Genomic DNA, 646 nt, shown 5'->3' on the forward strand with positions numbered 1-646 from the left:
CACCAGCGGACCAACCCGAACATCACGCCAAAAACAACGCCAGAAGCCGTACCCCAGCAAAGGTCGCAAGCCACGCCGCTACACCGTGGACGATCGTGTCGCCGCCATCACCACGTGGGTGCAGAAAGACCCCCCCAACCGTCGGAACACAATCCCCGCTCGGGACGATTCTGTGAATGTCGGAGGAAAGGAATACCCCGTCGGAAATTTTCTCTCTAACCTGACACAAGTTGGGGCGTTTTCCGTCGATGACAAGCTTGCCCGAGCCCTGGAGGACGCCGGATTCACGGTCAAACGCGACGGTGGCGGACATATGCATATCGTCGGGTTTCAGAGAATGAGCGACGAGAACGTGAGAGACTTCTTCGCCGTCTATGACGCCTGGCTCGACGAGAAAGACGCAAACGGTATACCCCATAACATCGGGCAGATGCCGAAACGCACGCTGGAGCGACCCAATCCGAATAAGCCAGACAAGCAGTTCCAGCTCGGCAAGTTTATGCACAGCCTCAAGAGCAACGGTCATGCCGACCCGGACGGTGAGATGGCCGCGATGCTGGCAGGAGAAGGCGGCTTCGAGGTCATCTACCTGAATGAGGGCGACACATCGAAATTTGATGGCTTTAGGGTACCCGGGGAGCCGCCA

The 646-nt window shown here is 57.9% G+C and carries 1 protein-coding gene; it reads left to right on the forward strand.

All coding sequences use genetic code 11. The features are described 5' to 3' along the window. Positions 1 to 85: 85 nt before the first annotated feature. Positions 86 to 646 (forward strand): hypothetical protein (locus ACLQ24_RS30035; RefSeq protein ID WP_425895103.1); only part of this gene is annotated, 561 nt, incomplete at its 3' end.

Source organism: Micromonospora sp. DT4 (assembly GCF_049841675.1).
GTDB lineage: Bacteria > Actinomycetota > Actinomycetes > Mycobacteriales > Micromonosporaceae > Micromonospora.